The organism is Nonomuraea sp. NPDC052265 (assembly GCF_044547985.1).
GTDB lineage: Bacteria > Actinomycetota > Actinomycetes > Streptosporangiales > Streptosporangiaceae > Nonomuraea.
In genome coordinates, this window is the sequence record NZ_JBIUBJ010000003.1 from 582,283 (window position 1) to 608,037 (window position 25,755).

Annotated in this window: 30 protein-coding genes; 27 read left to right on the plus strand and 3 right to left on the minus strand. The window is 68.5% G+C overall.

Features of this window, described 5'->3' with window-relative positions; genetic code table 11:
- The first annotated feature begins 16 nt into the window (after positions 1-16).
- From ACIHAD_RS12440 to ACIHAD_RS12515, 16 genes are all read left to right on the plus strand, one after another.
- Entirely contained in the window at positions 17-523 is a 507-nt protein-coding gene (locus tag ACIHAD_RS12440; protein ID WP_397354440.1) for a DUF6349 family protein, read from the plus strand.
- A 56-nt stretch (positions 524-579) separates the two neighbouring features.
- Entirely contained in the window at positions 580-1,068 is a 489-nt protein-coding gene (locus tag ACIHAD_RS12445) for a DUF6349 family protein (protein WP_397354441.1), read from the plus strand.
- A gap of 20 nt (positions 1,069-1,088) precedes the next feature.
- Positions 1,089-1,667, plus strand: a complete 579-nt coding sequence (locus tag ACIHAD_RS12450) for a DUF4192 family protein (protein WP_397354442.1) — start codon at positions 1,089-1,091, stop codon at positions 1,665-1,667.
- 39 nt (positions 1,668-1,706) lie between these two features.
- Positions 1,707-2,549: a hypothetical protein gene (locus ACIHAD_RS12455; protein WP_397354443.1), complete on the plus strand. Its 843-nt coding sequence runs from the start codon at positions 1,707-1,709 to the stop codon at positions 2,547-2,549.
- 118 nt (positions 2,550-2,667) lie between these two features.
- Positions 2,668-3,006 carry a hypothetical protein gene (locus ACIHAD_RS12460; protein ID WP_397354444.1) on the plus strand — a complete coding sequence of 113 codons (339 nt, stop codon included), beginning with the start codon at positions 2,668-2,670 and terminating at the stop codon, positions 3,004-3,006.
- A gap of 62 nt (positions 3,007-3,068) precedes the next feature.
- Positions 3,069-3,305 (plus strand): hypothetical protein, encoded by a 237-nt coding sequence (locus ACIHAD_RS12465; protein ID WP_397354445.1) that lies wholly within the window; start codon positions 3,069-3,071, stop codon positions 3,303-3,305.
- A complete protein-coding gene (locus ACIHAD_RS12470) occupies positions 3,302-4,504 on the plus strand; it encodes a DUF3560 domain-containing protein (protein WP_397354446.1) in 1,203 nt (400 codons plus the stop codon). The genes ACIHAD_RS12465 and ACIHAD_RS12470 overlap by 4 nt, the downstream gene beginning before the upstream one ends.
- A 153-nt stretch (positions 4,505-4,657) precedes the next feature.
- Positions 4,658-5,203 (plus strand): hypothetical protein, encoded by a 546-nt coding sequence (locus ACIHAD_RS12475; RefSeq protein WP_397354447.1) that lies wholly within the window; start codon positions 4,658-4,660, stop codon positions 5,201-5,203.
- 77 nt (positions 5,204-5,280) lie between these two features.
- Complete coding sequence (locus ACIHAD_RS12480; RefSeq protein WP_397354448.1) at positions 5,281-6,090, plus strand: hypothetical protein; 810 nt, start codon at positions 5,281-5,283, stop codon at positions 6,088-6,090.
- Between the two features lie 44 nt (positions 6,091-6,134).
- Positions 6,135-7,163 (plus strand): hypothetical protein, encoded by a 1,029-nt coding sequence (locus tag ACIHAD_RS12485; protein WP_397354449.1) that lies wholly within the window; start codon positions 6,135-6,137, stop codon positions 7,161-7,163.
- 13 nt (positions 7,164-7,176) lie between these two features.
- On the plus strand, positions 7,177-7,893 hold the full coding sequence (locus ACIHAD_RS12490; protein ID WP_397354450.1) for a hypothetical protein: 717 nt from the start codon (positions 7,177-7,179) through the stop codon (positions 7,891-7,893).
- Positions 7,894-7,961: 68 nt separating this feature from the next.
- On the plus strand, positions 7,962-8,240 hold the full coding sequence (locus ACIHAD_RS12495; RefSeq protein ID WP_397354451.1) for a hypothetical protein: 279 nt from the start codon (positions 7,962-7,964) through the stop codon (positions 8,238-8,240).
- Positions 8,241-8,455: 215 nt separating this feature from the next.
- The gene (locus tag ACIHAD_RS12500) at positions 8,456-8,749 is read left to right on the plus strand and encodes a hypothetical protein (protein ID WP_397354452.1); all 294 of its coding nucleotides are present in this window, start codon (positions 8,456-8,458) and stop codon (positions 8,747-8,749) included.
- 58 nt (positions 8,750-8,807) lie between these two features.
- On the plus strand, positions 8,808-8,957 hold the full coding sequence (locus tag ACIHAD_RS12505; protein ID WP_397354453.1) for a hypothetical protein: 150 nt from the start codon (positions 8,808-8,810) through the stop codon (positions 8,955-8,957).
- An 8-nt stretch (positions 8,958-8,965) separates the two neighbouring features.
- Positions 8,966-9,184: a hypothetical protein gene (locus ACIHAD_RS12510; protein WP_397354454.1), complete on the plus strand. Its 219-nt coding sequence runs from the start codon at positions 8,966-8,968 to the stop codon at positions 9,182-9,184.
- The gene (locus ACIHAD_RS12515; RefSeq protein WP_397354455.1) at positions 9,184-10,395 is read left to right on the plus strand and encodes a phosphoadenosine phosphosulfate reductase family protein; all 1,212 of its coding nucleotides are present in this window, start codon (positions 9,184-9,186) and stop codon (positions 10,393-10,395) included. The genes ACIHAD_RS12510 and ACIHAD_RS12515 overlap by 1 nt, the downstream gene beginning before the upstream one ends.
- Positions 10,396-10,430: 35 nt before the next feature.
- Here ACIHAD_RS12515 and ACIHAD_RS12520 read toward each other — a convergent pair whose 3' ends face one another.
- Entirely contained in the window at positions 10,431-11,039 is a 609-nt protein-coding gene (locus ACIHAD_RS12520; RefSeq protein WP_397354456.1) for a hypothetical protein, read from the minus strand.
- Between the two features lie 360 nt (positions 11,040-11,399).
- Here ACIHAD_RS12520 and ACIHAD_RS12525 point away from each other — a divergent pair, with 360 nt between their 5' ends.
- From ACIHAD_RS12525 to ACIHAD_RS12565, 9 genes are all read left to right on the plus strand, one after another.
- On the plus strand, positions 11,400-12,626 hold the full coding sequence (locus tag ACIHAD_RS12525) for an AAA family ATPase (protein WP_397354457.1): 1,227 nt from the start codon (positions 11,400-11,402) through the stop codon (positions 12,624-12,626).
- Between the two features lie 19 nt (positions 12,627-12,645).
- A complete protein-coding gene (locus tag ACIHAD_RS12530) occupies positions 12,646-14,259 on the plus strand; it encodes a VWA domain-containing protein (protein WP_397354458.1) in 1,614 nt (537 codons plus the stop codon).
- 41 nt (positions 14,260-14,300) lie between these two features.
- Positions 14,301-14,552: a hypothetical protein gene (locus ACIHAD_RS12535; RefSeq protein WP_397354459.1), complete on the plus strand. Its 252-nt coding sequence runs from the start codon at positions 14,301-14,303 to the stop codon at positions 14,550-14,552.
- A gap of 51 nt (positions 14,553-14,603) precedes the next feature.
- Positions 14,604-15,692 carry a DUF6744 family protein gene (locus tag ACIHAD_RS12540; RefSeq protein ID WP_397354460.1) on the plus strand — a complete coding sequence of 363 codons (1,089 nt, stop codon included), beginning with the start codon at positions 14,604-14,606 and terminating at the stop codon, positions 15,690-15,692.
- Between the two features lie 199 nt (positions 15,693-15,891).
- Positions 15,892-16,329 (plus strand): hypothetical protein, encoded by a 438-nt coding sequence (locus ACIHAD_RS12545; protein WP_397354461.1) that lies wholly within the window; start codon positions 15,892-15,894, stop codon positions 16,327-16,329.
- 35 nt (positions 16,330-16,364) lie between these two features.
- On the plus strand, positions 16,365-16,778 hold the full coding sequence (locus ACIHAD_RS12550; RefSeq protein WP_397354462.1) for a hypothetical protein: 414 nt from the start codon (positions 16,365-16,367) through the stop codon (positions 16,776-16,778).
- 13 nt (positions 16,779-16,791) lie between these two features.
- Positions 16,792-17,076 (plus strand): hypothetical protein, encoded by a 285-nt coding sequence (locus tag ACIHAD_RS12555; RefSeq protein WP_397354463.1) that lies wholly within the window; start codon positions 16,792-16,794, stop codon positions 17,074-17,076.
- A gap of 1 nt (position 17,077) precedes the next feature.
- The gene (locus ACIHAD_RS12560) at positions 17,078-18,283 is read left to right on the plus strand and encodes a tyrosine-type recombinase/integrase (RefSeq protein WP_397354464.1); all 1,206 of its coding nucleotides are present in this window, start codon (positions 17,078-17,080) and stop codon (positions 18,281-18,283) included.
- A complete protein-coding gene (locus ACIHAD_RS12565) occupies positions 18,276-20,681 on the plus strand; it encodes a tyrosine-type recombinase/integrase (RefSeq protein ID WP_397354465.1) in 2,406 nt (801 codons plus the stop codon). The genes ACIHAD_RS12560 and ACIHAD_RS12565 overlap by 8 nt, the downstream gene beginning before the upstream one ends.
- A 25-nt stretch (positions 20,682-20,706) precedes the next feature.
- On the opposite strand, the gene ACIHAD_RS12570 is transcribed toward ACIHAD_RS12565, so the two are convergent.
- Complete coding sequence (locus tag ACIHAD_RS12570; protein WP_397354466.1) at positions 20,707-21,138, minus strand: hypothetical protein; 432 nt, start codon at positions 21,136-21,138, stop codon at positions 20,707-20,709.
- 84 nt (positions 21,139-21,222) lie between these two features.
- Here ACIHAD_RS12570 and ACIHAD_RS12575 point away from each other — a divergent pair, with 84 nt between their 5' ends.
- Both ACIHAD_RS12575 and ACIHAD_RS12580 read left to right on the plus strand, forming a co-directional pair.
- Positions 21,223-22,185: a tyrosine-type recombinase/integrase gene (locus tag ACIHAD_RS12575; protein ID WP_397354660.1), complete on the plus strand. Its 963-nt coding sequence runs from the start codon at positions 21,223-21,225 to the stop codon at positions 22,183-22,185.
- On the plus strand, positions 22,178-24,622 hold the full coding sequence (locus ACIHAD_RS12580; RefSeq protein WP_397354467.1) for a tyrosine-type recombinase/integrase: 2,445 nt from the start codon (positions 22,178-22,180) through the stop codon (positions 24,620-24,622). The genes ACIHAD_RS12575 and ACIHAD_RS12580 overlap by 8 nt, the downstream gene beginning before the upstream one ends.
- A 217-nt stretch (positions 24,623-24,839) precedes the next feature.
- On the opposite strand, the gene ACIHAD_RS12585 is transcribed toward ACIHAD_RS12580, so the two are convergent.
- Positions 24,840-25,547 (minus strand): alpha/beta fold hydrolase, encoded by a 708-nt coding sequence (locus ACIHAD_RS12585; RefSeq protein ID WP_397354468.1) that lies wholly within the window; start codon positions 25,545-25,547, stop codon positions 24,840-24,842.
- Between the last annotated feature and the right edge of the window lie 208 nt (positions 25,548-25,755).

Consider the following 25,755-nt stretch of genomic DNA (forward strand, 5'->3'; position numbering starts at 1 on the left):
AAGGACGACCAGCGCCATGACCGCGACGCTCACCCAACCGTCTGTCGCCATCAGCCACCCCGACCCCGGCCACCCGGGCGGCCACTGCCGGGTCACCGTCCGCTACTGGCACGTCAAGGACGGCGAACCCTCCCCGCCGACCGTCCACGACCCGACCTTCCACATGCGCTACCGCTCTCACTGCGGCGGCTGCGGCGACGAAGGCCCCGTCCGCTCCCGCGAGAACGAGGCCGCCGAAGACGGCTGCGACCACGCCTACCCGGGCTGGCGGGACCTGCCCGTCATGGAGCACCGCCCCTACGAGGGCAAGCCGCTGGCCCGCTGGCAGGAGGAGTGCCGCCGCGTCTACCCGGCCGGCTGGTTCGAGCGGCAGGGCCCCGTCCGCGAATACCGGAACCCGGGAGGCACCCGGCACGTGCCCGGCTACGCGCCCGGCGGCGGCTACTGCATGGCCGTCCTGCGCCAGCGACCGCAGCCCAACCACCCCACCCCGGCCGCCGTACAGGGCGCCCTGTTCGGCTGACCCGCCCCGGCCGGCCCCCCGCTCAGCCCGCCCGTGAATGAAAGGAACAGACACCCGTGATCCCCGCCAGCGCCGGCCAGCCCGCCACCGGCCACCCGCGCCCGCCGGGCGACGACTGCCGCGCCACCATCCGCTCCTGGCGCGTAGAAGACGGCGAACCCGCCCCGCCGACCGGCGCCCGGCGCCGCGTGGCCCGCTACCGCGCCTCCTGCCGAGCCTGCGGCGACGAAGGCCCCATCCGCAGCAGCGAAGGCGCCGCGGTCGAGGACGCCTGCGACCACGCCTACCCGGGCTGGCGCACCATGCCCGTCGTCGAGCCCCGCCCCTACAAGCTCGGCGACCGCCCCCGCTGGGAAGCCGACTGCCGCCGCGCCTACCCGCCCGGCTGGTTCGACCGCCAAGGCCCCGTCCGCGAGTACCGCCCCTCGGGAGGCACCCGGCACGTGCCCGCCTTCGCGCCCGGTGGCGGCTACTGCATGGCGGTCATGTGCACCATGCCCAAGCCCGCCCCCGTCCGCACCGTCCAGACCAGCCTGTTCGGCTGACCCGAAAGGAAACCAACGCCATGGACCTCCACGCCACCCGCGGCCACTGCCAGGAAATCCTCAACCGCATCCACGCCAACGGCAACCGGCGCGACTACCCGCGCGAGCTCGTCGCCGAAACCCGGCCTCGCATCGACGCCCTGAACCACGAAAGCGACGGCGGCGAGCAGCTGTCCGACGAGGAGGCGATGAAGCTCGGCATCGCCCTGCACGTCATGTGGCTGCGCGACTACGCCCTCACCACCATCACCTCCGGCAACGGCCGGGCCCGGGGCGTCACATGGACACGCGTGGCCACGAGCCTGCACCCCGCGTTCGTCGCTCCCGCCGCGTTCGTCGCCGCTCACGCGTTCAGCCTCAGCGGCGAGGTGGCCGCCACCGGCGCCGCCCTGGAGGTCGCGTTGTCCTTCCAGCCGGATTACAAGGCGGCGCGACTGCTCGCTGATCTCGTCGTGGCCGGCGATCGCTCCATACCGATGGACGACGCCGCCGAGCAGTTGGACGCGATGCAGCCCACGGCCGACTGGTTGCGGCCGCTCACCGCGCGCCTGCAGTGGTTCCGCCAGCGTGGCCTCCCCGCACCCACGCAGAAGCACTGACCCGACACCCCCGCTGTACCTCCGAGAAGGGACACCCCGTTGAAGATTCGCCCCGATGTCCTCGATGTGCTGGCCGACCCGCGCCTGGTGGTCGACGGCGACAGCATCCGCATCCCCTGGGAGCTGGGCAAGCCCCTGTACGAGGCCACGACCAAGGTGCTCAGGGCCGTCGGCGGGAACTGGGACGGCCGCAGGAAGGCCAACGCACGCGTCGTCTTCCCGTTCGACGTCACCGAGCTGGTGCGGCAGATCGTCCTGTCCGGCGAGTTCGTCTCCGGCAGCGACCTGGGATGGTTCCCGACCCCGCCGCGGGTCGTGGAGGAGATCCTGTTCCTCGCCGGCATCAGCGAGCAGTACGCGGGCCTGACCGTCCTGGAGCCGTCCGCCGGGACCGGTTGCATCGCCGGTCCGGCCGCCACCCGTGGCGGCATCGTCGACTGCGTCGAGATCGACGAGCGGCGCGCCGCCGTTCTGCAGGACAGCGGCTACGCCCGCCTCGTCCTGCACGGCAACTTCCTCACCGACGTCAAGCCGCTGGACTACGCGACCGGTTTCCAACGGGTGGTTATGAATCCGCCGTTCGACTATGCCCTTGATCACGTCAACCATGCGATGGGCTTCATGGCCGACGACGCGGTCCTGGTGTCAGTCCTCCCGGCGTCCGTCACGTGGCGAACCGACCGCGTCTACGCCGAGTTCCGCGAGCTCGTCCATCACAACGGAGGCGAGCTCATCCCCCTACCGGCCGAGTCGTTCAAGGAGTCCGGGACCACCATCAACACCGTCCTGGCCGTCATCCCGACCGGCCAGGACGGGTGCACGATACGCAACCACAGCTGGCACCTGGCCCAGCCCAAGCAACTCCACCTGTTCGCCGCCTGACCCGCTCCCGGGGCCGGAAAATTCTTCGGCTCATCCCGCCGCCCAAGACAATATCAGAAAAATAGAAAGCTATGATCAAGATATACAAATTCGGGCTTAGCTAGCAAAGGAGCAGGGCATGAGCGTTCTCCCCGGCACCACCGCCTACTACGACCAGCTCGCCGCAGACCTCGCCGCGGCGAAGGCACGAGCGGGAGTCGCTCTACCCACCCGGCCGCTCACCCTGCACAGCTCGTTCGAAGACATCCGCAGCGTCTTCAAAGAGATCGAAGCCTACGAGGCATGGGCCCGCACCGCGGAAGCCCACCAGCTGCAGCAGCGGATCGACACACACGCCGCGGCACTCGAGGCGAACCGCCAGCGCGCGATCAACGAGCGGCAGGCGGCGAAGATCCAAGCCGCTAGCTGCTCGTCGTGCTTCATGCCCCACGCGCCCGGCCAGACCGGCTGCGAGTAACCCGCACGCGCCGGAGGCGGCGATCCGCGCCGCCTCCGCCCCCCTCAGCGAAGGAGCGTCACATGTCTTTCCCCGCCGGCACCCCGACCACCTCCTTCACTCTGCACCTCGTGTGCGGCCACCAGGCCGAGCACACCGAATGGGAGGGCGTCACCCCCGAGGAGAGGGGCTGGGTCGCCGGTGCGGGCCGCTGGTGCGCCCCCTGCGACCGCAACTCCACCGTGCAGGCCGTGGCCGGCCACGGCGGCACCCGCCAGACCGCCGCAACCCGCACACAACGAGAGCGAGGAGTCCGATGACCCACACCGGCAACACCGCCCAGGCCGGCCCCGAGGCCGACGACGGCAGCAATGTGATCCGGATCGTGCACACCCGCGCTGAGGGCACGCTGGTCGAGAACTCGGTGAAGGGCGACGGCGTGTGGCCGATCATCCGCCAGCACGGGTTCCGCTTCTCCCACAACGTGGGCCTGTACGTCCCCCAGTCCCAAGACAAGGCCGCGAAGCGCTGGATCATCGACGCGGCAGCGGGAGCGCTGCGCGCGGCCGGCTTCACCGTCGAGGTCGACGTCGACGACGTCACCCGCGGCCGGTCGTTCGCCGAAGCCGAAGCCGACCGCAACAACCGGGCCGAGGACCGGGCCGAACGCTACGGCGCGCGTGCCGACACCGCGATCGCGCGAGGCGAACGCATGCTGGAGCAGGTCCGGGAAGAACGCTCGCACATCCCGCTCGGGCAACCGCACCTGCTCGGCCACTACAGCTACAACCGGACCGTCCGCCAAGAGGAGCGCCGCAACGACAAGGAGGACCGCGGCTTCGGGGAGGTGAAGCGCGGCAAGTACTGGGCGACCCGCGCCGATGCGGCCGAGCACCAGCAACAACACCGCACCAACCCGGGCACGACGCTGCGGCGCATCAGCAAGCTGGAAGCCGGCCGGCGGGGCATCGTGCGCGAGCTGGAAAAAGGCTGGACCAAGGAGGTGGGGCAAGGCGAGGAGGCACCCGAGGGCGCCACGCTGATCCACGACTACGGCAACGGCAGCGGCAGCTACCGGGTCGAGCCGTCGGATGCGTGGAAAGCCCGCCGCGAGGCCGACATCGCCGACCTGGACGAGCAGATCGAGTACTGGCGCGGGATCATCGCCGAAGCCCAGGCGCGCGGAGTGAAGATCTGGAGCCGCGACGACTTCAAGGACGGCGGCTTCGTGATCGTCCATGAGACGGCGGTGGAGGTAGTGCGGGCCAACGCCAAGAGCGTGAGCATCCCGTGGGCGCACTACTGGATTGCGAAGGGCTCCCCGGTGTGGACCATCGCCCAATGCAAGAAGCTCGCCCACCAGAAGATGCACACCGACACGGTGAGCTACGACGAGGTCCAGGGCAAGGTCACGCTGGCCGAACTCGAAGGGCTGGACGCCGCCCAGGTTCGGAGACTGATCGTCGCGAAGATTCGTGAGGCGCGCGGCGAGCCCGCCGCCGACATCCAGCCGGCGTAGCCCGCGACAGACGCGAGGCGGGCCGAGTAAAAACCCCTGCTCAGGGCGCAATTCTGCCCACTTCATGTCTGGTAACAATTGCAACTGTAACCGTACATCTGTAGTGTATGAATTGCAGACCACTTCTACCCCCTATAGGCAGGAGCGCCCGCTATGACCGCCACCGCCACCGCCCTCCGCGAGCAGGCAGCCCAGCACGACCGTGACGTCTACGAGTCCCGCGAGCGCTGCGACACCGACGGCTTCCGGTCTCAGTGGGCATCCGGCCTGATGGCCGCCGAGAAGCGCCTGCAGGCCGACATCGAGGAGGCCGGCGGCCGGGCGGTTTTCCCCGCGTTGTTCGACACCACCGGCAACCTGGTGGCGGCCAAGCGGGTACAGGGCGAGTGGGGTTACTACTGGGTGCTGCTGGCCACCGACGACCCCAACGGCCGCACCCGCGGCTGGTTCGGCCCCTCCAAGGCCAAGAAGGCCGAAAACGCCCGAGCCAACGACGCCGCCAAGGGCTACTACGTCGGATACGTCAAGGCGCCCGCCAAGGCCGAACTCGCCGGCGGCAACGCCACCTGCCTGACCGCCATCGCGGTCCGCACCGACGACGGCTTCTCCCGCGACGTCGAGATCGTCGACGACGGCCAGCACGACGAGTACGGCGAGGTCCTCGGCCGCTGGTACGCCGCCCACGGCGGCCTCCTCTGACCACCTGCACCGACCAGTGACCAACCCGCCGGGGGCGCGCACCGCGCAGCCCCCGGCCCCATCCCCAGGGAGGGCGCATGACAACCCCCGACACCACCCCCGCCACTGCCGAGCGACCCGCCACCCCCACACCGGCCAGCAGCCCTATCCAGGCCGCGCACGAGTGCCTGGCCCGCGGCGGCACCCTGCCCCAGGCGCTCGCCACCCTCGCGCAGGTCGCCGCCCTGCGCGGCGCCGGGCACGACGACTACCCGTTCATGCACGACGCGGTGTTCGCGGCCGCCAAGGCGGCCCTGTTCCCGAAGGTGCGCGCCCGCGCGCACCTGAAAAACGACAACGTGTTCAACGGGCTGACCGGCGAGCAGCAGCGGCAGGTCCTGGACGCCGCCGCCGAGACATTCCCCGACGCTCACGACGTCCTGAGCGACGCCTACTGCGCCGCAGCCAACCGGCTCGCCGGACCCCTGCCCAAGATCGATGACGAGACCCTGCCCGCCGTGTCCGTCGCCGGTGTCCTCGTCTTCGTCTATCTGCACCACGAGACAGGAGCCCTGTGCGTCTCCGTCGACCTGGAGGAGACATGGTCGGCGCTTCGGCGGCCCGACTCCACCATCCCCCTCCAAGTCACTATCAACGGCACGCCTGTGTTCGATGACAGCAACCTGGCCCGAGCCAACGGCACGACCGTGCCCGCCCCGCTGCCCGGTATCGCCGGCGAGTTCACGCCGCTCGAACTCGACTGCCTGGCCCGCACCGCCGGCGAAGCGGCCGGCGGCGGCAACGGCATTGGCGACGAAACCCTCAGCGCCCACCAGCTCGCACTCGCTGAGCGCGCCTACGACCTTCACATGGCTGAGTTCGAAGGCGAGGACACGCCGACGTCATGACCACCCAACCCGCCATACCTGACCAGCCTGAGGAGCACGCCGAGATGACCAGCACTGACACCGCGACCCCGGACCCGCAGAAGGCCCTGGCCAACCTGGCAGACCAGGCGCGGCAGGCGGCCGCTCAGGCGCGGCGGGAGCACCTGCAGCGGTGCCTCGCCCTGGCCGCCCACCGGATCCGTGAGCACTTTCCGAACGCGTCTCGCATCGCGGCCGACTTCTCCCACGCCATCCCCCACAGCACCCGCGGTTCCCGCGTCAGCCTGGTGTCTGTCCACGACGGACGCACCGCCTGGCACCGGGAGTCGGACGTCCCTGGCATCGGCCTCCCGCGTCACGCCCGAGAGCAGATCGAGAGGACCCTGGCCGACGCGCTCCTCTTCGGCGTCTGCCACCAGGTGCTGGATGAGGTCGACTGGAAGCGCCGGCCGTACGACTTCTATGTCCGCGACATCAACTTGCCGGAACCCGCACCCGGCGCGGCCGCCCCCGAGCCGGAGTGGGTCACCGTGTGGGCGTTGCGGTTCGACGACGGCAGCCCCAGCGACGTCGTTCTGCACGGCTCCCGGGAAGCGGCCATTCACTGCCTGGCCATCGAGGTCCGTGAACGGTGGGCGGGTCGCAGCGACCTGGGCCTGCCTGCGACTCCGCCGGACGACGACCAGGGCGCGGTCGACGCGTTCTTCCGCGTGGTCAAGGACGAGTGGTACTGGCTGCACATGGTGACGATCCCTGCGGCGGTCGCGGCTGTGCTCGCCAACGTGACCGTGTGGGTGCTGCACCACGACACCGATGCCCGCACCACCGGTGAGGTCACCGTTCACGCCTCCCGGCAGGAGGCTGTCGCCCACCTGGCGGGGGAGATCCGCGACACCTGGCATCGGGTCACCGACGAGGAGGACGCCGAGGTGCCGGACACGCCGCCGGATGACGACGAGGAGGCGGTCGAGCTGTACTTCAAGATCCGGCGTCGTCAGGAAGGCGACGAGTCCTACACCCTTCACGACGTGGAACTCCCCGGCCCCTTCACGGCCGTCTCAGCCGCACCCGTAGCCACTCACCCCGCCCCCTGACCTGGAGGTCATCATGTCCCTTTCGGAACGCCCGATCCATAACCTCGCCGACCAGGTGCCGGAGGAGATCGGCAACCAGCTGATCGACCTGGTGAGCGAGTACCGGGAGACGCCGCTCGGGGTCAACCGCATGGTCCTCGCCCACCAGGTCGCGGACCTGGCCGACCGGTACCTGGTCGACCTGCCGGCGTGCTGCTTCGCCATCGTCAGCGTCGCAGGGGAGGCCGTCGACGGGACCGGCGCCCGCATGCACTTCGCGCGCGCGGAAGGTGCTCGCCGGCGTCTCGTCTCGGTGATCGAGGCCCGGCCGCAGGACGCGCCATACCGGATCGTCCACAGGGACCGCTCCTGCTACGTCGCCGACTGCGCCGGCTGTGGCGAGATCGACGCCAGCGCCGACGACGGCGGCATGTGGGTCGGCCACCACGACACCCAGGCCGCAGCTGACGAGGCTGCGAGCCGGCATTGGGTCCACACCTGGGACGGGCGGCTGCTGTGCCGGAGGTGCGCGGCCGCCGAGTTCGCGCCGGATGCGCCGTACCTCTGCCGGGCCTGCGGCGAGCCGGCCACGCACCGGCCCGCCGGAGGAGACGGGGCCTGGCGGTCCGCCCGCAGCTGCGCCGTCTGCGCTGAACAGTCCTGCGCGGGCGGTGCGCCTGCGCCTTCATCGAGCACTCACGGAAGTCAAGGGCTTCGACGACATGGCGCGAACGAGCCGCCGCGCGCCTGAAAGGGCCGTTCAAGCACCGGCGTAGGCCGGGCTCCACACCCGAACACCGAGGAAAGGAAACCTCCGACATGGGAAGCACCCTGGACGACCTGATGCCGAAGCTGCCCAACAACCAGTGGAACGTCGACCAGCTCGGCCGCGAAGGCGACCTGGATGAGCGGACCGCGAAGGCGTTCTACGCGATCGACGCCGGCAACGGTCCGGAGGCCGAGAAGCGGGTCCTGATCTGGCTCTACCACAACTGCCACCTCGAAGAGCTGACCAACGCGGAGGCCGCCGCCGACGAGCTGCCCATCACTCCGGGCCGCTGGCGCGTCACCGTCGTCTGGGACGCCCGCCCCTGGTGATCGTCGATCACCCGCGGGCTCCCGTCGCGGCGGGAGCCCGCAGGCGCGCCGGGGGAGAGCCGCAGCGGCTGAGGCGTCGGCACCCCGAAACTGGCTATGAGCTGCGAAAACTTCTCGAAATCCTCGTGTGAACAATGTGATATCAAAACGATGGATTGATATTGTTTTGATATCGCAAAAAATTACTTCCCACCTTCCACCTGAGGAGCAAGCAGATGAGCAAGTGCATCACCCCCATCAGCGCCTGCATCGACGTCCCCACGATCGCCGACAACAAGACGGTCGGCGCGGACGACCTCAACACGGGCGACGTCGTAGCCATCCCCGGTGAGCCCACCGAACCGGGCGAGGCGGCCGACAGCTTCCCCGCGGTCGTCCGCCAGGTCTCCGCCCAGGAGGCCGGTGGTCACATCGTCTACGTCCACTACCTGGAGGACAGCTTCGAGTACTACGAGCACAAGATGGCGGCCGGGGACGTCATCTTCCGGATCAGCGCCGCAGTCCAGTAGCCCACCCGGGCCGGTCGCCGAGCGCCCGGCCCTCCGCCGCCTGACAGGAGGAGTCCTCATGCAGACCAAGATGCTGGGCAAGAAGAGGGATCTCGAAGTGTGCTGCGCGGGCCACGACCCGCTCGCACTCGTCTCCCGCAGGAACCGCCGCAAGTGGGTGCGGATCAACCGCCGCCGCGAGAACGCCGCCTGGCGCAAAGAGCTGTGATCCGCCCCGTGCAGCTGGCCCTCGACATCCCCGCCCTCAGGCGTCCCGACCCCGAGCCGCACACCGGCCGCCCCCTGGCCCGCCGTACCGACTACGGCCGAATCATGATCCTGTGCCCCGCGGGTCACCTCGTTCAGTCGGTCGCGGCGGGCGACTGGGCGGGCTCCAGGATCGAGGCGCGCGTCGGAAACCCGAACTACACCGTCACCTGCCACGGGGCGCTCTGATGGGCGGGCCGGCCACACCACACCCGGCGCTGGCCGCCCTGCGTCCCCCGCAGCAGCTCGCCCTCGACATGCCCGCCCCGGCCCAGCCCGCCCCGGTCGCGGTCCAGCTCGCCGACCGGCCGGTCCTCAACCTGCACGCCTACGACCTGATCGTGATCTGCAGCTCGGCCGGCAAGGACAGCATGGCGCTCCTGGCGTACGTCGCGAAGCTGATCCGCGAGCAGGGCTACCGAGGCCGCGTCGTCGTCCTGCACAACCACCTCGGCGTCACCCGCTCAGGCGAGCCGGTCGAATGGTCGGGCGTCGAAGCAGCCGCCCGCGAGCACGCCGAGGCGTACGGGTTCGAGTTCGTCGTCCGGCGCCGGCCGGGCGGCGGCCTGTGGGACCAGCTCCTCGGCCAGCGTCGCCGGTGGATGGCGAACAACGCCCGCTGGTGCACCAGCGACCAGAAGGAAAACCCGTCGATGACGTGGATCACCGAGGCGGTCGCCGAGTTCTGGCAGGCGCTCGGCGTCGACCCCGACCGGCCGGTGGAAGTGCTGTACTGCCTGGGCCTGCGCGGCGAGGAGTCCGCCGGCCGCGCCGCCCAGCCGGTGGTTCAGATCAACGAACGCCGCTCGTCGGGCAACCGGACCATCACCCGCTGGTTGCCGATCCGCGACTGGACGCTCCGCGACGTATGGGACCAGATCAAGGAGTCGGGTCTGCGCCCGCACGCCGGATACTCGTGGGGTTTGGCCCGGCTCTCATGCGCTCTATGTGTGCTGGCGTCGCTGCAGGACCTGATGCTCGCGGCGGCGCTACGTCCCGCCCTGGCCGCCGACTACCGGTGGGCGGAGACCGAGCTCGGCGACCGGTTCACCGAACGCCTGTCGATGGGGGAGATCCTCGCCGGGTTGGACGCCGCCCGTCTGGATGCCGCCGGCGACGCGGCGGCCGCCGACGCCGTGGTGGCCCTGTACGAGATGATCCGCGGGCACCTCGCCTCGACCCCGGCCGCCCTCGGTGAGGGGCTCACCGCGTCGGGCAAGCCGCGCCGGCCGTGGACCGAGCAGGAACTGACCGGTAGGGCGAGCGCCCGCACCGGCGAGATCCTGGCCGCCGGGCGGCGCGCGGTCGACCTGGCCGCCCAGGCGGACACCAGCATCGTGCTCCTGGATCCGCTCGACGACCAGGCGGCGGCAGTCCTGGCCGGGGCGGCAGCGCGATGACCGCCGAGCTGATGCTCCGCCCGCCGGGGCGTCGCTCAAGCCCGATGGTTGTCCACGTGGCGCCGCACCTGGCGGGGGGTGCGGATCTCCACCGCGTGCGGCGCGACCTTGGTCTGTTTGAGCACCCGGCCGTACATGTCCGGCGGGTAGTCGTCGAGACGTGGCGCGTGCCTGCTGGAGACGGCGACTGCGCGCGCATCCCAGACGGACACCCGGAGGTGGAGGTCGGAGTCCAGCCACATGCTGAAGTCGTCGAGATGTTCGGTCAGGTACCGCAGGTAGCGGTCCAGGACGGCCAGGGCGAAGGTCTCCGCCGTGTCGGCCGACTTCTCGACGCCGGCCGTGGACTCCTCGCCCGGAGCCGCCCACCAGGACGTGAGGTGCTCTTCGACCGCCTCGATCAGGTACGCGTATTGGGTGGTGATCTGGGAGAAGTCCTGCGTTCCGAGCTGATCGGACGCTCGCGCCGACACCTTGGCCCAGTCGGCGATCTTCGCGTACAGCGTCGCCTGCTGTCGATGTCGCGGTGCGCCGCTGTTCGTCTCGGCCTCGTCCAGACCGGGGATGTCCAGCAGCGCCGTCACTTCGCGCAGGCGCTCAGGGGACACGAGGTGGTTGCGCGCCTCGATCAGAAAGTCAGTCATGGCCTCAGTGTGAAACGCATCTCCGTCACGGTCACGAGGAACAGGGGAACGACGTCCTCGGCCGGCCATGGTGTCGGCCCGTGCGGGTCGGGGAGGGCCACGCTGACGGGCTCGCGACCGCATCGGCCGGGTGCGTGCGTGCGCTCAGGGTGTGCCGTGCCGGAGCGGGCGCCAGTGAACGCCGAGCCGGTGCCCGCTTCCACCGCCAATGGATCGCGGAGCGTCCCTGTCCCGATTTGTTGAGTTATCTCTGCCGGTAGGAAGGTCTTTAATGGCAAATCGATTGATATCAAATCAGTGGTTTCATATGATTCAGATATGCAACGGATCTTGAGGATCCGCACTGGACCAGGAGGGGCAATGACGAACAGCACCCAGCAGGCAGCACCGGTAGCACCGCCCGCCGACCCCGGCAACGGGTCCGCCACCTCAGCGCGACTGCGAGCCATCATCGGCGAGCTGGCCGCCCGCTACCTGGAGCGGACCAGCGTGGTGAAGGTGCTGGTGTCCTGCATGCTGGCCGGCGAGCACAGCCTGATCCTCGGCCCGCCCGGCACCGCCAAAAGTGAGGTCGCCCGCGACCTCACCGGCCGCATCCACGGCGCCCAGTACTGGGAGATCCTGCTCAGCAAGTACGCCGACCCCAAGCGCATGTTCGGCCCGATCGACGTCGCGGCGCTCATGAAGGGCGACTACCAGCAAGTGTGGGACGGCCGTGCGACCAGGGCGGACATCGCGTTCATCGACGAGATCTTCAAGTGCGGGCCGGCGGCGTTGAACGAACTCTTGGCGCTCCTCAACGAGCGCCTCTACCACCCGGAGTCGGGTGGCGCCCCGATCCGCTGCCCCCTCATCTCCGCGATCACCGCGTCCAACGAACTACCGGCGGATGAGAACTCCGCGGTGTACGACCGCCTGCTGGTCCGCATCGAGGTCGGCTACCTGGCCGACCCGTCCAACTTCACGCAGCTGCTCCGCTCGGCCACCACCCCGGCCGCCCCGCCGGCCGCGCCGACGACGGTACTGCTGGCCGACCTGCAGACCGCGGTCCAAACTCACGTACCCCGCATCGACGTCCCCGACCCCATCCTGGAGGCCCTGTGCACGCTACGGGCCGCACTCCGCCACGCCGGACTCATCGCCTCCGACCGCCGGTGGAAGAAATCAGTCAGGCTGCTGCAGGCCGCCGCCTACCTCGACGGCCGCGGCCACGTCACCCCCGACGACCTGGCGATGCTGGTCCACGTCCTGTGGGACAGGCCCGCGGACCGGCCCACCGTCGAGCGGGAAGTGCTGCAGCTCGTCAACCCGCACTCCCGCGCAGCGTTGGACCTGCTCGATGGGATCGAGGAGCTGAACACCCAGCTGGACGCCATGGCGGGCCAGGGCCGTGAGGACCTGTCCAACTGGGCGATTCAGGAAGCGAACGGGAAGCTCGCCCGAGCGGGCTCGAAGCTGAAGGACCTGCGCGATCAGTCGCAGGCGGCCGGTAGGTCCACCACCACCCTGGACGAGGTCCTCGACCGCCACCGGGCCGTGCACACCCGCATCATGACCGAGGCCCTCGGCTTCAACGTCAGCATCTGAGACCGAAGGAGCAAGCTACATGAGCGCGACGAAGCCGCTGGCGAAACTGAAAGACCTCGCCACCCGGGCCGGCAGGTGGCTCGGCCTGGCCGCCACCCCCGCCCCGACCCTGCACACGCAGGCGGTCGGATTCGACCGGTTCGACGAGATGGGCTGGAAGGAGACCTACGGCCAGGCGCCCGCGCTGGGGGAGCTGGCCGACGAGCTGGCCGACCGGCACAGCTACACCACCGACCTGCTGCGCGACATGTGGACCGCCGCCTACAAGGCAGCGCCCCAGATGCGCGACCGCACCCACATGGACCCTTCCCGGATGGTGAACCACCAGGTCGTCTCGGCGCTGATGGAATCGCCGGAGTTCCGGGACCTGCACCGCAACACCGTCGGCGACCCCTACGCCGCGGCGATGGCGGTACTGGCGCAGGGCACCGCGCTACGCGGCACCCTGGAGCACACCCGGAAGGCACGGGAAGCCGAGCATGCCGCGACGGAAGCCCGGCAGCAGGCGGCGCAGGCGGCGCAGGCCGTGCAGGCGGCGATGGAAGAAGCGGAGGCCTCCGCCGACGACGACGGCCACGTCCCGGACGACGTCGGGGACCAGGCGGCGGCCGCGATCGCAGCCGCCGAAGCCGCCGAGGCCGCCGCCGGTCAGGCCGACGCGGATGCCCGGCGGGCATTGGCCCAGGCGGCGCCCGGCATCCGCGCCGCGGCGCGCGCCGCCGCCGCCAAAGCCGCCGAAGAGGCCCAAGCCGAGGCGGACCTGATGTCCGGCTGGGGTATCGACCCCGGCCGGTTGGAACGGATGAGCTTCGAGGAGCGCAGCCAGCTCGCCCAGCGGCTCGCCGGGAACCGGATGGCGGCATTCGCGAAACTGATCGGCCGGTTTCGGACCATGGCGGCCGGCGAGCGGGCCCGCAAAATGGAGCACACCGCAGGCGAGCTGGTCGGGATCACCCTCGGCGATGACCTGTCACGGCTGGTGCCCTCGGAGCTGGTCGCGCTCGCCGTGCCGGTGCTGCGAGGAGAGTTCGCTGTCCGCCTCGCCGAGGGGCGGCTGATGATGTACGACTCGCGGGACGAGGAGCAGGCCGGCCAGGGAGCCATCATCGCCTGCGTCGACTGCTCGTACTCCATGGCCGAGGAAGAGGCGGCCGGGATCTCCCGGGAGGCGTGGGCGAAAGCCTGCACGCTGGCGCTGCTGGACCAGGCCCGAGCCTCCGGCCGGGACTTCGTCGGCATCCTGTTCTCCAGCTCCGGGCAGCAGAAGGCGTTCCACTTCCCGAAAGGCCGGGCCGACATCAGCGCCCTTCTGGAGATGGGGGAGCACTTCTTCGGCGGAGGCACCGACTTTCAGGAGCCGCTCGACCTGGCGGCCGACGTCCTGGCCGAGCAGTACAACGCGGACGGCACGCAACGCGGAGACATCGTGCTGATCACCGACGGCGATTGCCATGTCGCCCCCGACTGGATGGAGCAGTGGCGGCAACGCAAAACCACCCTGGGCTACCGGGTGTTCGGCGTGTCCGTCGCGTTCCACCCCGGCCAGGTCCTGGAGGAGCTGTGCGACAACCTTCGCAGCGTCACAGACCTGGTCGACCTCGACGGCAGCCGCGACTTGTTCCGCCTTATCTGACCCGCCCAGTGATCAACGCCCCGTCATTCAGGAGAACCGGCATGGCCCCCAGACCCCGCTCTGAGCGAGTCGGCCCGCATGCCGACCACACCTCCGGCGTCTTGAGCATCACCGAGCCGACCTCCGACGGCGGTGAGCTCCACCAGTCCTGGGAGATGTGCGGCTGCACGCTGAATCAGCTCCGCGAAACGCTCGGAATACCTGACCACCAGCTCCTCGCGACCGCCGAGCAGGCGCAAGCCACCGGCCGCGCTGTCGACTCCATCCCTGGCATCACGCACCTCACACCGTAGGCGACCGGAGACAAACGGCCGTTTCAGCTTCCATCAGAGGGGATCACCACCATGAGCAGCCAGACACCCGCCCCCATCCTCGACGCAGCCCCGGAGACCGGAGCGAAGCAGGGCGGCGCGAGAGAGACCCTCGAAGGGTTCAGCGCGTACGCGACCGCGATGGAGCAGGGCGACACCCCGATCCTCGGCTACCTCGTCCTCTACTCGATCTTCGATGGGAGGGTCACCCGCGACGCCCTGCACCGCTCGTTCCTGGAGCTCGGCCTGGACGACAAGTTCCTGCCCCCGCCGATCCGCGAGTGCGACGCCTACGAGCAGGTGACCGGCAAGACCGGGGTTCGCTCCACCTACCGGCTCGGCGACGCCTCCAGCCGGCGGCGCCGCGCACCGGGGGAGGAGATCACCGAGGTGACGCTGATGGTCCGCCACGTGAGCCGCGACAACCTGAAGATCACCCGCCACCTGGTACGTGAGGTGCGCGACGAAGGGCAGAAGAAGCTGTCCTACAACACGCGGCTCGCGGAGATCCTGTTCTGGCGTGACCCGCTGAACAGCGGCCGGCCCGGTGTCGGTGTCCTGCAGGTCAACCCCGACCACACCGCGATCGCCGCTTTGTCCGAAGACGAGCAGGCGAAGGTGCAGCAGACGCTGGCCGACATCGAGAAGACCTACAAGGACCGGTGCCACTTCTACACCAGCGACCGGCTCCGCTCGGTCATCCGCACCTACGTGGAGGCGCTGAACGCGGTGAGGGTCCGCGCCTCCGGCGGCGTGTACTTCGTGCACCGCGCGCACGCCGAACCGCTCGCCGCGCTGCGTGATCTGGCCAAGCGGTTCGGAGCGGGCAGCCACCTGGCCCGCGTCCCCCTCCCCGACGAGGAGGAGCTACAGGAGATGGTCATCGCGGCGTTCACCACGCGAGCGAAGGAGGACCTGGACAAGCTGGCGGCCGACATCGCTATAGCCCAGGCCGGAGGCTACGCCGAGGGAAAAGTCCAGGACCTGTACAAGAGGTTCCGCGCCCTGCAGGCGGCGACCGCCGAGCACGCCCTGCTGCTCAACTCCAGCCTGGATGACACGAAGGCGTCGCTGCAGCTGGTCAACGACCAGTTCAGCAATCTGCTCACCCAAGCCGGGTGAGTACCGCCAGGGAGGGGCGGCCCCGATTGTGGGGCGGCCGCCCCTTCCTCGGGGTGGAAGAGCCGGCCGGCTGAGGCATGGCCGCCGTGGGCGAAGGCAATATTTCTGCACTTCACGCACCAATCAAGTGCTATCAAAAGCATTGAAAGTTATGATTATGATACAACAAAAATTCCACCACTACCCAAGGGGACGTGCGATGGAGTACGGAATCCGCTACACCGACCGCATCTACGGCAACGTCCGGACCGTCCGGCGCGGCCCCAAGCTTGGCGACCTCGCCTGGGCGCAGGACGCGGCCCGCCGGGAGCGCGGCGAGTGGGCCGATTACGACATCGCCTGCCACATCGTGGTCCGGGAGACGCCCGGCGACGAGTGGCAGCCGCACGGTACGGTGCCTCAGCTCGCCGACACGAACCTCGGCCACCCCGGCACCATCGCCCCCTACTCCTGCCGGTGGTGCCAGGTCGACAGGCGCGGCCACGGGATCCTGTGGATCAGCATGAACGACGGTGACCGCTTCATCGGCTCCCACTGCTGGGAGCCGCCCACCCAGCCGCAGATCAAGCTCCGGATGCAGGCCCGCCGGGCCCGCGCCGCCCGCCTCGCCGGCGTGCTTCCCCCGCTGCAGGGATGACCTCCCCGGCGCCAAGCGGCGGGGAGACCCGCCGCTTGGTCATCCTCTCCTACGGGCTGGGCGTCGACAGCACAGCCATCCTGCTGCGCTGGCTGCTCGACCCCAGCTCCCGCGACTTCGACCTGCGCGATCTTGTCGTGATCACTTCGCAGACGGGCATTGAATGGCCGGAGAGCGCCCGCCTGGTCGAGCGGTTCGTCTACCCGCTGCTGCGGCGCTACGGCGTCCGCACCGTGCAGGTCGCCCGCGCCGGCGCCTCCGAGAGCGACGGCATCGTGGTCCTGGACGACACCCGGCAACCGCGGGTCTGCCACATCGGCGGCGTCTACAGGCTGTCCGACGAGATGCTCGCCGTGGGCACGGTCCCCCAGGTGGCAGGCGTCCGCAAGTGTTCGGTTGACTGCACCAAGTCCGATCTGATCAAGGATGGACTGTCTATCCGGGACTGAAAGGGTTTGGTGAATGTCTGATCTACGACGGCTGCTCATGGAGGGGCAGGCGGACCTCGGCCGGGTCGGGGCGGTAACTGCGGCGAAGGGGAAGCTTCCCCCGTTCGTGGTGGTCGACTCGGCTGGCGTGGAGGTCGAGCCGGTGACCCGGTACCTGCGAGACCTGGCGTTGAGCGACATGAGCCCGCTGACCAGCCGCAGCTACGGCTACGACCTGCTGCGATGGTTCAGTCCTATTAACTGCACTATGTCTCTGATCTTCAGCCAGGTGGATCGCTTGGCTTCTCAAGGAGCATGATGTGGTCGAGGACGTACGACGTGCCCTGCTGGAAGGGCAATGCTCGGTGCCCGCTGTCGGCGCGGTCATCACTGGGGCGGTCCCGTATCTGCCGTACGTGGTGGTCGACGCGGATGGCTGCGAGGTGGAGCCGGTCAGCGCCTACCTACGGGATCTGATGCTGGGAGACGTCAGCCCGCTGACGTGCCGTAGCTACGGGTTCGGGCTGTTGCGGTGGCACCGGCTGCTCTGGTTTGTGCAGACCTCATGGGACAAGGCCACGGAGGCAGAGGTCGCGTTGCTGGTGGGTTGGTTGCGGGAGGCGCACAACCCGCAACGGCTCCGCCGACGGAACAGTTCGTCTCCGCCCCCAGGGTCGGTGAACCTGAAGACTGGCAAGCCGTCGCTGCGGGAAGGGTACGCACCGAGCACGATCAATCACAACCTCACCGTGGTCAGCGGCTTCTATGCTTTCCATGCTCGGTTCGGGGCCGGGCCGGTGGTCAATCCGGTGCCAGGATCGCGCGGGCGTCGTCAGGCTCTCGCGCACCGTTCCCCGTTGGAGGCGGTACCGGTGTTCCGCCGGGGTCGGCTGCGGCAGAAGATACCCGTGCAGGCACCAAGATCTATCCCCGACCACCTGTGGGACGAGTTGTTCGCCGGGATGGGCTGCGATCGTGACCGGGCACTGCTGGAGTTCTACGTCTCCTCCGGAGCCAGGGCGAGCGAGCTGCTGGGTGTCGGCCTGGACGACATCGACTGGCCGGGCCAGCTGATCTACGTGATCAGCAAAGGGACCCGCATCCGGCAGCCCGTGCCGGCTTCCCCGAACGCCTTCCGCTACCTGGGCAGCTATCTGGCCGTCGATGGGCTACCGGCACCTGGTGAGCCCGTGTGGCGCACCCGCCGCGGGAATCCGCGACCGTTGACTTACTGGGCGATGCGGCGCATCCTCCAGCGGGCCAACGACAAGCTCGGCACGAACTGGACCTTGCACGACGCCCGTCACACTGCGGCGACGAGGATGGCCGGGGACGAACGGCTCACTCTCGCAGAAGTTCAGACGATCTTGCGGCATGCGCACCTCGACACCACCGGGCGCTACCTCACCGCCCGGGTCGAGGACATGCACGACAAGCTCCAGGAGCACTACACCAAACCCCGCCCGCAGCGCACGTTCGCCGCCGGCTATGACCCCGACGACATCAAGGCGGTATTCGGTGGCTGAAGCCCATGCCTCCGTCCGGCAGAGCAAGAAGGGCATCAGCCGCTTCGTCAGCGTGAAGGCCGCTCCGGCCCCAATCCCTGCAGTCCCGCCGCGACCTCAAGGCGATCTGACGCGCGCCTCCATCGAGGAAATCGCGGAGGCGGTTCGCACGACGTGGCTGACCAAGTCAGCCGACAACCGGTGGAACCGAAGCCGCGGCGCCCGCGACCTCCTGCATCACCTGAGCCAATTCCCGGGCGAGACCTGGCAAGACCGGTGGGAGGCTAGCGGGTTCAACAAATCAGGGAGTCCCGTTTCCGTCCTGCGATCGGCGCCCCGGGAGAGGAGCCAGATCGGGACGGGGGCTGCCTGCCTGTTCTGCTTGCGGATCATCCAGCCGTCGTTGGAGGCCTTCCGGTCGAACATCTTCCTCTACTACGGGCGACGTTTCCTCGCCGCACAGAGCGACCCGCTGCTGGAGAAGTTCTGGGCCGAGGTGCAGGCCACGCCGGTGAACCCGATCCACCATGGCTCCGCACTGTTCGACGTCGCGGTCGCGCTCACCACCCAAGGCATCAGGTTGGCCGACCTGACTCCCGCAGCTTTTCTGCACTACGCGTGGGAGTGCCGCCGCCAGGGGCTGGTGCTGGGAGCGCGCGGTGCTGGCAGCCGGTTCCCCGGGCATCTGGCCTGGCAGGTGCTCCACGCGATGGACCACTTCCCCTCCCACGGGCCCGCGACGTTGAAGGCGGCATTGCTGAACGGGCGGTTGACGGTCGAAGAGCTGGTCGACCGCTACAAGATTCGCCATGCAGGGGCCCGGCAACTGCTCATCGCCTACCTGGAACGACGCAAACCCGAGCTGGACTACTCGACGCTGGACAACCTGTCCCGGCATCTGGTCAGCAACTTCTGGGCAACGATCGAGCACCTTGCCCCCGACCAGCCGGACCTGCGGATTGACTCCGAGCTCTATCAGCGATGGCGGGATCAGGTCGCGGTCCGCGTCGATGGCAAAGGGCGCCGCGATTTCGATCCCATCCTGCGAGCGGTTCGAGCGTTCTACTCCGATCTGCAGGCGTGGGCTGCCGCGGAACCCGAGCAGTGGGCGATTTGGGTGGCACCCTGTCCCGTCTCCGACGCTGATGTCCGCGGCTACGGGATCCGCAAACGCCGCGTCAAGGAACGTATGGACGACCGCACCCGCCAGCGGCAACCGCTGTTGAGCACGCTCGTGGAGCATATGGAGAACCGGTACGGCCACCTGCGTGAACTCCTCGAGCAGGCCACTACCGCGACGGGCGGCGAAACCGTCACTGTTGAGGGCCGCACCTACGAGCGTCTGTGGAGCCGGGTGGATGAACGACGCGTCAGGCTCGGAGGACAAGCCAACGTCCGCGTCCGCGACCTGGACAACGGCAAGTACATCAACCTCACCCACACCGAAGACGCTGCCTTCTGGGAGTGGGCGATCGTTGAAGTTCTTCGGCATTCGGGCGTCCGCATAGAAGAGGCTCTTGAACTCACCCATCTCAGTATCCGCCAGTACCAGCGGCCCAACGGCGAAGTGATCGCTTTGCTGGTCGTCGCCCCGTCCAAGAGTGACCGGGAACGTGTCATCCCCATGTCTGCCGAGCTGTTCGCCGTCGTCGCGGCTATGGTCCGGCGTCACACCACCGAGGGCAAGACCATCCCGTTGCTGCCCCGCTACGATCCGAAAGAGCGGCAGAGCAGCCCACCCATGCCGTTCCTGTTCCAACGCAAGATCGGCACCAAACACGAGGTCATCTCCGATACCACCATCGTGAACATGCTCAAACGCCGCTGCGAGGAACTCGCCGAGCAGAATCCCGGTTTCCTCGCCGCCAGCTTCACCCCGCACGACTTCCGGAGGCTGCTGGCCACGGAACTGGTGAACAGCGGGCTGCCGATCCACATCGGCGCAGCCCTACTCGGACACTTGAATCTTCAAACAACTCGGGGATACGTTGCCGTGTTCAACGAAGACGTGATCCGTCACTACCAGGGATTTCTTGACCGGCGCCGCCAAGCCAGACCCTCCGATGAGTATCGGCCGATCACCGAACCCGAATGGCTCGGGTTCGAGGAGCATTTCGACCAGCGCAAAGTCGAACTCGGCGGATGCGCCCGCCCCTATGGCACCCCTTGCCAGCACGAACACGCCTGCCTGCGATGTCCCATGATCAACATCAATCCGAAGATGCTGCCGCGGCTCGACGAGATCGAAGATGACCTCCAAGCCCGCCGCAGTCGAGCTCAGCACGAGGGCTGGCTCGGAGAAGTCGAAGGCATCGACCTCACCCTCACCTTCCTGCGCCAAAAACGGGACCAGACCCGACGCCTGGCCCGCATCGCCCCCGTCAACCTCGGTATACCCACGATCCAGAGGCCTCCATGAGAAAGCCCGGTGCTGGCACCGGCAATCAGTGCCGTTGTCGATTGCTATCAGGCAGGCCACTTGGGATTTCGCGAGGATCTCGATCCTTGCCGACCGGATATTCGCGCTTCAAGTCCGGCAGTGGGGTACTACGCCATGCCTTTGCAGGCTCGGTGACCTTGGTCGCCGGGCGAAGACGTTCACGCTCTTCCCTCTTCGCCAGTTCAAGAAGCAGCCTGATCGCATCGGACTCAGATTTGGCGCCCGTCAACATCCGCGCCGCCCTCACTACCGCAACGTGCATGGCAACGAGACGATCTGCCTGCTGCGGAAGCTCCAGACCCACCTTGGTCGTGTCCGGTGTCCGATCAAACGACAGCAGCACCCTGCCTTCATGGTCTACCTGCATGAAGACGCTGGCCGCAGGCCAAAGCTGCTCCCGGGGCGGGCCGTCTGCTCTTGGCTGATCATCCGTCATACGCGGACTCTACGACTGGCCTACGCCGGACCGATAGTGCCTGGACCTTGACAAGTGCAGAGAAGGGTGCTGTGGGCGTTGGAGGTGGATTGGGAGCGCGCGACCGGCTCGGATGTTGACGTCCTGGTCGGCTGGATGAGGACCGCGCGCAACCCGCAGCGCAGGCGGACTCGCGCGGGCGGGGCCACGCCGGGGACGGTGAACATCCGGACGGGCAAGCCGACGCTGGCCGAGGGGTACGCCCCGAGGACGATCAACCACTGTTTGACTGCCGTGTATGGGTTTTACGCCTATCACCAGCATTTCGGCAGGGGTCCGGCGGCGAACCCGGTGCCGTCCTCACGGGCTCGGCGGATGGCGCTGGCGCACCGCAGCCCGATCGACGCCAAGCAGCGGTTCAAGCGGGCGCGGTTGCGGCAGCGGGTCGCGGACACGACTCCCCGGGCGATCCCGGACGCGATGTGGGACGAGTTGTTCGCCGCCATGACCTGCGACCGGGACCGGTCGCTGTTGTTGTGCTACGTGTCCAGCGGGGCCAGGGCCAGCGAGTTGCTCGGTGTGGCCCTGGGGGATGTGGACTGGGCCGGGTCGCGCCTGTATGTGATCTCGAAGGGCACGCGGCTGCGGCAGGCAGTGCCGATCTCACCGGAGGCGATCCGGTACCTGACGCGCTACCTGGACGCCGTCGGCCTTCCCGGCCCTGACGAGCCGCTGTGGCGCACGCGCCGGGGTGTGACCAGGGCGCTGTCGTATTGGGCGATGCGGCGGGTTTTGCAGCGGGCCAACGAGAAGCTGGGCACGAACTGGTCGCTGCACGATCTTCGGCACACTGCCTCGACCAGGATGGCCAACGACTCGGAGATGACCTTGCGAGATGTCCAGGCGGTGCTGCGGCACGCCAACATCGAGACCACGGGCCGCTACATGACCGTCCGGGTGGAGGACATGTTCGACAAGCTTCAGGAGCACTACAACCGGCCGCGCCCGCAGCGGACGTTCGCGGCTGGGTACGACGAGGCCGACGTCAAGGCGGTGTTCGGTGGCTGAGCGGTACACGTTGCGCAACCGGCGTTCCCCCGTGCTGCGCGAGAGGGACGCCGAGAGGAGGGAACTGCGGTCTCGGTTCGCCATCGACGCGATCGAGGCGGCCCCCGCCGCCCCGGCTACACCGCCGCGGCCGTTCGGCGACCTGTCCCGGGCGACGATCGAGGAGTTGGTGAAGCTCGCGGGCGACAAGCTTGGCTCACAGGTCGACTCGCCCAGGCAGAAGCGCAGGTCAGGTACCCGGCACCTGCTGGAGCGCCTGGAGGGCTTCGAGGGCCGGACCTGGCAGGAGCGATGGCTGGCCAGCGGCCTGGACGCCGGCGAGCGACCGGTCAGCGACCTGGACCCCGACAAGTACCGCGGCTACAACCTCACCCACGGGTTGAAGGCGCTGCTGTGCCTGCGGGTGATCACGCCCTCGTTGACCGCGTTCCGGGGCAACAAGTTCAACCAGTACCCCTACGCGTTCCAGGAGGCGCAGGGCGACCCGTTGCTGGACAAGTTCTTCGAGGAGGCCAGGCGCGCCCGCGCGTCCGAGCGCCACCAGTACCGGGCACTGGCCGACGTGTGCTGCGCGTTGACCACCCAGGGCATCGCGATAGCCGACCTGTCCCCGGAGGCGCTGTTGTTCTACGCCAACGAGTGCCGCAGGCTGAACCTGGTCGTGTCCGCGCGCTCAGACTCCAACCGGTTCGCGGGCCTGCTGGCCTGGGACATCCTGCACGGCATGGGCCATTTCCCGCCGGGGACGCCGCCCACGCTGCGCTCCTCCATCTACAAGGGCCAGAAGTCGCCCGAGGAGATGGTTGACTTCCAAGGGGTCCGCGACCCTGAGGTGCGGCAGCTGATCATCGACTACCTCGTGCGCCGCCAGGGCGACACCGACTACCCGACCCGCGAAGGCCTCGCGCGGCAGCTCGCGGGGGAGTTCTGGGGCAAGATCGAGAAACTCGCCCCGGGGCAGCGTGACCTCAGCATCCCGCAAGAGGTCTACGACCAGTGGCGCGAGGAGGTGCGCGTCCGCAAGGACGGCAAGCCCCGGGCGGACGGCGGCGCCACGATCCTGCTGAGTGTGCGCTCGTTCTACATGGACTTGCAGAGCTGGGCGCTGGAGGAACCGCAGCGGTGGGCGCGGTGGGCCGCGCCGTGCCCGATCCCACCTGCGGACCTGCGGGGGTTCGGCAAGCGCCGCAGGCGGATCAACGAGCGTATGGCCGACCGCGTCCGGGTGCGCCAGCCGCTGCTGCCGACCCTGGTGGCGCATGTCGAGGAGCGCTACAGCGGCTTGAAGGAGTTGCTGGAGGCCGCGCGCGCCGCGCCGCTGGGCGAGGGGTTCAGCCACGCTGGGCGCTCCTACACGCGGATGGGCAGCCGCCAGGACCAGCGGCACCACGACGACCCGCAGTTCCCGTCGGTGCGGGTGCGCGACGAGCAGACCGGCAAGGTGCGCTCGCTGGCCGACGAGGAGGAGGCGGCCTTCTGGGAATTCGCCTACGTGGAGGTCCTGCGCCACACCGGTGTGAGGGCGGAGGAGCTGGTCGAGTTGGCGCACACCAGCGTCCGGCAGTACCAGCGGCCCAACGGGGAGGTGATCGCGCTGCTGGTCATCGCCCCGTCCAAGACCGACCGGGAGCGCGTCATCCCCATGTCGGCGGAACTGTTCCACGTGATCGCGATGATCGTGATGCGCCAGACCCAGCATGGCCCGGTCCCGCTAGTGCCCCGTTACGACGCCCACGATCGGCAGTTCACCGCGCCGATGCCTTACCTGTTTCAGCGGCAGATCGGCGGGGTCCGCCGGGTGACCAGCGCCAGCACCGTCCTGAACAACCTGCGCAAGCGCTGCGAGGCCATCAGCGAGACCGACCCGCAGTTCCGGGGACTGCATTTCACCCCGCATGATTTCCGGAGGCTGTTCGCCACGGACGTGGTTAACAACGGCCTGCCGATCCACATCGGGGCGGCGTTGCTCGGTCATTTGTCGCTTCAGACCACTCAGGGCTATGTCGCGGTGTTCACCGAGGACGTGATTCGGCACGTCCAGGACTTCCTCGCGCGCCGCCGCGCCATGCGGCCGGAGGAGGAGTACCGCCCGGCCACCGAGGAGGAGTGGACCGAGTTCGAGGAGCACTTCGACAAGCGCAAGGTCGAGCTCGGCTCTTGCGGGCGCCCATATGGGACAGACTGCCCGCATGAGCACGCCTGTCTGAGGTGCGCCCAGCTGCATGTCAACCCGAAGATGCTGCCCCGTTTGGACGAGTTGGAGGCCGACCTGGAGGAGCGGAGGAAGCGTGCCGCGTCCGAGGGCTGGCTGGGCGAGATCGAGGGGGTCGACCGGACCCTCCAGTGCCTGCGCGACAAGCGGGCTGACGCGTTGAGGCTGACGCGCATCACCCGCCAGGTCAACCTCGGCCTGCCGACCTTCCCCACATCCCGATAACCCGAGTCCGGCTGGATCGCCACCGCGACCACAACGGTGGCGATCCAGACGACGACGCTGGAGAACGCTCACTTCGCGGCAGATGAGGACGTTCGGTGGCACTTGGTCGGCGGGACACCCGACCGTGAGCCGACTGGTCAGCTATCCGACCCCACAAGCCCTCGGGACCGCATCCCACGTGTGGTCTGCCATCGAGGTCACGGCACCTGCGCCAAGCTTAGAGGTCGATGATGAGCTTCAGGACGAACTCTGAAGCGTTGTGCATGACGTTGTGTGGAGTGTCCCAGGCATGCACAGTGAACTGTTCGTCGGCGCGTGCTTTCGCTGTCATGGCCGCGAGCGGGGATTCACCAGGCCAACCTGTTGCTTCGACATAGTGCTTGACGGGTACGCGGCGCCACGCCCCCGTGAGTTTCGAGGCTTGCATCAGTGTGGCCAGCGGGTGCGGGCGTGCACGCCTGTCGAAAAACGGCAAGGGGTCAACGAAAACTCCGGTACGGGCTGACCCGTCGATGTACCAGGCATGTTCCTCGTCGTTGGTCATCGACCAGCTGGAATCCCCATTTTCGGGGATCAGGGCATCCAGGTAGACCAGTGCTCGGATTCGGTCGCATTCGGCGTCCGCGACACCGCTGATGATGCTTCCGCCGTAGCTATGGCCGACGAGCACTGCGTCGCGCTTGCCGTCCGCCTCCGGGGGAACTGCCCGCAGTGCCTGGATAGCCTGGTGCACGTGGTCGTCCAGGGTGATCGCCTGTTGTGGCGGAGTTGCGTCCGGATCCAGGCCCAAGGGAGTGAGCGCGATCACGGTGTGCCCGGCATCCTTGAGAGCGGGGACTACGGGGTCGTACCACCAGCCGCCGTGCCAGGCGCCAGGTACAAGCAGATAAGTGGTCACGGGCAATTTCCTTCCGGTGCGGTCCATGATCAGGATAGCGACGCGAGTCCGCTCGTTCGCCCGGCCGGTGCCGGACGCTCAACCGAGGGCATTCTCGGGAAACCGCAGGGCTGGCCCACACATTCGGACGGCATGACACCTAGCATCTCCTGCCGCCGCGAACCTCAATCCTGTCACGCTCGCTCATCGGCATGAGCGGATACTCGGCCGTAAGGGGCTGGCCCCGAACCAGATG